General features: G+C 54.6%; 6 protein-coding genes. 5 read left to right on the top strand and 1 reads right to left on the bottom strand.

Going from position 1 to position 4,355, the window contains the following annotated elements; all coding sequences use genetic code 11:
• Window positions 1-509 (top strand): L,D-transpeptidase (locus L691_RS0112530; protein WP_025690864.1); only part of this gene is annotated, 509 nt, incomplete at its 5' end.
• Here L691_RS0112530 and L691_RS32790 read toward each other — a convergent pair.
• Window positions 506-643: a hypothetical protein gene (locus L691_RS32790; RefSeq protein WP_169733328.1), complete on the bottom strand. Its 138-nt coding sequence runs from the start codon at window positions 641-643 to the stop codon at window positions 506-508. The two genes, L691_RS0112530 and L691_RS32790, sit on opposite strands and share 4 nt — an antisense overlap.
• A 184-nt stretch (window positions 644-827) precedes the next feature.
• Between L691_RS32790 and L691_RS0112520 the strand changes: the two genes are divergently transcribed.
• The 4 genes from L691_RS0112520 to L691_RS0112505 form a co-directional block, all read left to right on the top strand.
• The gene (locus tag L691_RS0112520; protein ID WP_025690863.1) at window positions 828-1,925 is read left to right on the top strand and encodes a quinone-dependent dihydroorotate dehydrogenase; all 1,098 of its coding nucleotides are present in this window, start codon (window positions 828-830) and stop codon (window positions 1,923-1,925) included.
• A gap of 128 nt (window positions 1,926-2,053) precedes the next feature.
• Complete coding sequence (locus L691_RS0112515; RefSeq protein WP_025690862.1) at window positions 2,054-2,866, top strand: GTP pyrophosphokinase; 813 nt, start codon at window positions 2,054-2,056, stop codon at window positions 2,864-2,866.
• Entirely contained in the window at window positions 2,856-3,296 is a 441-nt protein-coding gene (locus tag L691_RS0112510; RefSeq protein ID WP_025690861.1) for a DUF309 domain-containing protein, read from the top strand. Before L691_RS0112515 ends, L691_RS0112510 begins: the two co-directional genes overlap by 11 nt.
• Window positions 3,297-3,392: 96 nt before the next feature.
• Window positions 3,393-4,355, top strand: a 963-nt coding sequence (locus tag L691_RS0112505) for an RsmB/NOP family class I SAM-dependent RNA methyltransferase (protein WP_025690860.1), incomplete at its 3' end; no start/stop codon positions are given.

The raw sequence follows: 4,355 nt of genomic DNA, 5'->3' as shown, positions 1-4,355 counted from the left end.
CCGGAGCCGCTGATGGGGCCGCGCCCTCAGCGGGCAATGGAGGAGCGGAGATGCCTTTCCTATCTAAGCCGCTCACCATTCTCGTAGACAAGCAAAAACACCGCTTGGCGGTGACCAGCGGCGGAATCATTATTCGGAGCTATGGAGTGGGCCTTGGAGGAACCCGGACGCCGGAAGGCAGCTTCGTAATCACCGACAAGGTTGTGAATCCAAACGGCCATGACAACGGGGAGTTCGGCAGCAGGGGAATGCAGCTCTCTGACACCAATTACGCCATTCACGGTACCAATGAACCGGAAAGCGTGGGCAAGGATGAATCATTGGGCTGTATCCGGATGAAGCGAAGCGATATTGAGGAACTGTTCGATCTTGTCCCTAAAGGAACAAAGGTGCAAATTACCGGAGGGGGTCTTCTGCCTGGTGTAACGCAGGGTTCAGAGAACCCGTTCTCCCTGAAAGCCGCCGGGAACCAGACCAACCCCCGCAAACAATACCATTGGCTGAATTAACTGCCTGTTACAATAAAGAGGACGATGAAAATAATGACAAGCAGCGCAATGCTGGCGCCGATCCACACAATGGCTTTGCGGTTGACCTCTTCTTTTTTCTGCTGTATTGTAGGCGGTTTGCGTTTGGTTGACATGTGAATCGACCATCCTTTTCTCTTATATCTGGATTTCCCTGTGCTCTTCTATTGTAATGCGTTTACAAAAAAAATACTATACTCCCCGTCCATCCCGCTTTTCGCGAAAAAGGTTAAAACTTTTCTTTTCCCGCGGAAAAGGCTAAAATTATAATGAAACTTTATGCCTGAAGGAGCGAGAATGGTGCTGTATCGAAATATTGCGAAACCTGTTTTCTTCAAAATGGACCCGGAAGCCGCACACCATCTCGTCATCGGGGGACTTGAAAAAGCAGCCGCCCTGCCGGGCGGACGCTCCGCCTTGCGCCTGATGTACGGCGTCCCGGAGACGCCGGAGCTGGCTGTAGACCTGTTCGGACTTCATTTTCATTCGCCCGTTGGGCTTGCGGCCGGATTAGATAAGAATGCCCAGGCGATCCCCGGATTTTCGTCAATCGGCTTTGGCTTTATGGAGGTCGGTACGGTGACTCCGAAGGGCCAGCCGGGGAACGAGCAGCCAAGGCTGTTCCGGCTTCCGCCTGATGAAGCGCTCATCAACCGGATGGGCTTCAATAATGAAGGCGCGGAAGTGATGGCGCGGCGCCTCAAGGCGGAGACTAGACGGACCATTCCGGTCGCGGTCAATATCGGACGGAATAAGACGACTGCCAACGAAGCCGCGCATGAGGATTACCGGAAGTGCATTCGGACGCTGTATCCGTACGGTGATTTTTTTGTGGTTAATATCAGTTCTCCGAATACGCCGGATTTACGCAGTCTCCAGTACGGAAGCGAACTGTCCCATTTGCTGTCGGAAGTTAAGCAGGAGATGGAGCTCCAGCGCGGGTCAAGCGGCGTCCGAAAGAGCATTTTGGTCAAGATTGCTCCGGACATCAGCCCAGCTGAGCTTGAATATATGGTGCATACGCTGACAGAAGCGGGAATGGATGGTATCATAGCTACCAACACGACGGTTCGGCGCGAGGGACTTACCCATGAAAGCGCGTTAGAAACCGGCGGACTCAGCGGAAAGCCGCTTAGGGACAGATCGACGGAGATTATCTCCGCGATCTACCGGCAGACGAACGGAAAGCTGCCGATTATCGGTTCGGGCGGCATTTTCTCCGCCCAGGATACCTATGACAAAATCCGGGCGGGCGCAAGCCTGGTCGAAATCTATACGGCTCTCATTTACGAAGGGCCGGAGGTGAACCGCAGGATACATGCCGGGCTGCGGAATCTCCTGAGAAGGGACGGCTTTCGGCATATCTCCGAAGCGGTGGGCGCGGACGTTCAAATATAAGGAAGTATAAGCTTCGCGCTTATCCTTGACCTGATATTTTTACAAGAAACGGATGCCTGCCTCTTCAAGAGGACGGCAGCCGTTTCTTCTTAGCTGACGGCGGAGATGAAAGGACAGGAGGAAGGACGATGGACGGCAGAGATTGGGGCACTTTTATGCTTCCATATGAACAGACAGTGGAAGAACTCAAGGTCAAATTCAAAACAATGCGCGCGGAGCTGAAGAAGCGCGAGGAATATACGCCGATTGAATTCGTAACCGGGCGGGTGAAGCGCCTGTCCAGCATTCTGGAGAAGGCGAAGCGCCTAAATGTGCGGATGGAGGATCTGGAGCAGGGGATTGAGGATATTGCGGGTATCCGGATCATGTGCCAGTTCGTGGAAGATATCCGGCGTGTGGCCGAGTTTATCCGCGCCCGCAAAGACCTTGAAGTGGTATATGAGAAAGACTATATTACCAATTACAAGGAGAGCGGCTATCGCAGCTTCCACATGATCATCAGGTACCCGGTCCAGACCGCCCTTGGGCTAAAGATCGTCCTGGCCGAAATTCAGATCCGCACGCTGGCAATGAATTTCTGGGCGACCATCGAGCACTCCCTGAATTATAAATACCGGGAAAGCCTGCCGGATGAAATCAGGCTGCGCCTGAAGACAGCGGCGGAGGCCGCATCCATTCTGGATAGCGAAATGTCCAGCATCCGGGAAGAAATACTGGAAGCGCAGAAGACGTTCGAGGAAAATTCCAACACGACGACCCAGGTGCTTCATGCGATACATCAATTGTATTTCTACCATCTTGTCAATGAAGCGATCCGCAGCCAGGAAGAGTTCAACCAGATTTGGCAGCGCCAGGACATGGAAGCGATGAAGGAACTGCTCGTACGTGTGCGCGGAATGATTTCCCAAGCGAAGAAAGGCAATTTGCCGGATGGGTTATGAACCTCTATATGTCGCTTATCTGGTCTACTTCAATCGGGACCGCGATTATTTCGAATGTCACGAGGTTCTCGAAGAGCTGTGGCTCTCCAAGGACCGCGACCCGCTGTATAAGGCGCTGCTACAGATCGCCGTGGGGCTGTATCATTACCGTAATGGCAATACGCGCGGCGCAATTATCATGCTGGAAGGAGCAGCGGCGAAGCTTCGGGAATATCCGGAGGTTACGCTGGGCATTCATCTTGGTAAACTGGTCCGAGAGGCGGAAGACTATGTTCGGCAGTTAAGGGAGTATGACGATCTGGCCTATTACGATTTGACGATCGATATCGTGGACGGGGAGCTGTCGGAGGCGGTTCAGGCCGCTTTGCCGGATATCAAGCCGAACATCCCCCAGCGGCGGGGACCCCGTAGAGAGTCCTGCGGCCGCTGAATCGGGCATGTGCTTATAAATTACGGCTCAGGAACACCCGCAGGGGTGTTCCTGAGCCATTCAACCCCTATATAGGATAATCGGGAGGACGGCAGCATGGCGGTACAACTTCCGCACTCCTTCTCCGAGCGGATGAAGGAGCTGCTGGGACGGGAATATGAAGCATTTTTGGAGACCTATGGGGAGATCCCGCATACGGGCATCCGTGTTAATACGCTAAAGATTACGGTGGATGAGATCCAGCGGATCTCACCTTACCTCATGGAGCCGATCCCCTGGTGCTCCACGGGCTTTTATACAATCGAAGGCGCCAGACCCGGCAAGCATCCTTACTATCACGCCGGGCTTTACTATATTCAGGAGCCGAGCGCCATGGCGCCTGTCGAGCTGCTCGGCGTCCTTCCCGGCGAACGAGTGCTGGATTTATGCGCCGCACCCGGCGGCAAGTCAACGCAGATCGCCGCCAAGCTTCAAGGACAGGGAATGCTGATCAGCAATGATCTGCATCCTGAGCGGACCAAGGCTCTAGCCAAGAACCTGGAGCTGTGCGGCGCGAGAAACGCGGTCGTCCTTAACGAGAGCCCGGAGCGAATCGCTGCGGCATTCCCGGGATTTTTCGACCGCATCTTAATTGATGCGCCATGCTCGGGCGAAGGCATGTTCCGCAAGGACGAGGATATGGTCCGGCAGTGGGATGAGAATACGCCAGCTAAGTATGCCGGCATGCAGCGGGAGATTTTGCGGGCGGCGGCGCTGGCGCTTAGACCTGGGGGGACGCTGGTTTATTCGACCTGCACCTTCTCGCCGGAGGAGAATGAAGGGAGCATCGCCGAATTTCTTGCCGCACATCCACAGTTCTCGATCGTTCCAGCTCATGGCACAGGCTCTTTTTCCCCGGGGCTGGAACCGCTTCCGGGTACGGCCCGCTTATGGCCCCATAAAGTGAAGGGCGAGGGGCATTTTATTGCCGTCTTAAGACATAATGGAAAGCCGGAAGAGGAGATTGAGGAAGGAGCGCGGTCTGAGAGCGGCGGCAAGTCTCTGCCGGCCGTGCCGCGC

Origin of the sequence: Paenibacillus zanthoxyli JH29 (assembly GCF_000520715.1) — a bacterium.
GTDB classification, from domain to species: Bacteria; Bacillota; Bacilli; order Paenibacillales; family Paenibacillaceae; genus Paenibacillus_AQ; species Paenibacillus_AQ zanthoxyli.
The sequence above is the reverse complement of the archived record's forward strand: the minus strand, read 5'-3'. Positions and strand labels throughout refer to the sequence as shown.

What these genes read in the sequence shown, in the direction of transcription:
- L691_RS32790 (WP_169733328.1), bottom strand. Translation starts at nt 643, where the DNA reads ATGTCAACCAAACGCAAACCGCCTACAATACAGCAGAAAAAAGAAGAG.
- L691_RS0112515 (WP_025690862.1), top strand. Translation starts at nt 2,054, where the DNA reads ATGGACGGCAGAGATTGGGGCACTTTTATGCTTCCATATGAACAGACA.
- L691_RS0112510 (WP_025690861.1), top strand. Translation starts at nt 2,856, where the DNA reads ATGGGTTATGAACCTCTATATGTCGCTTATCTGGTCTACTTCAATCGG.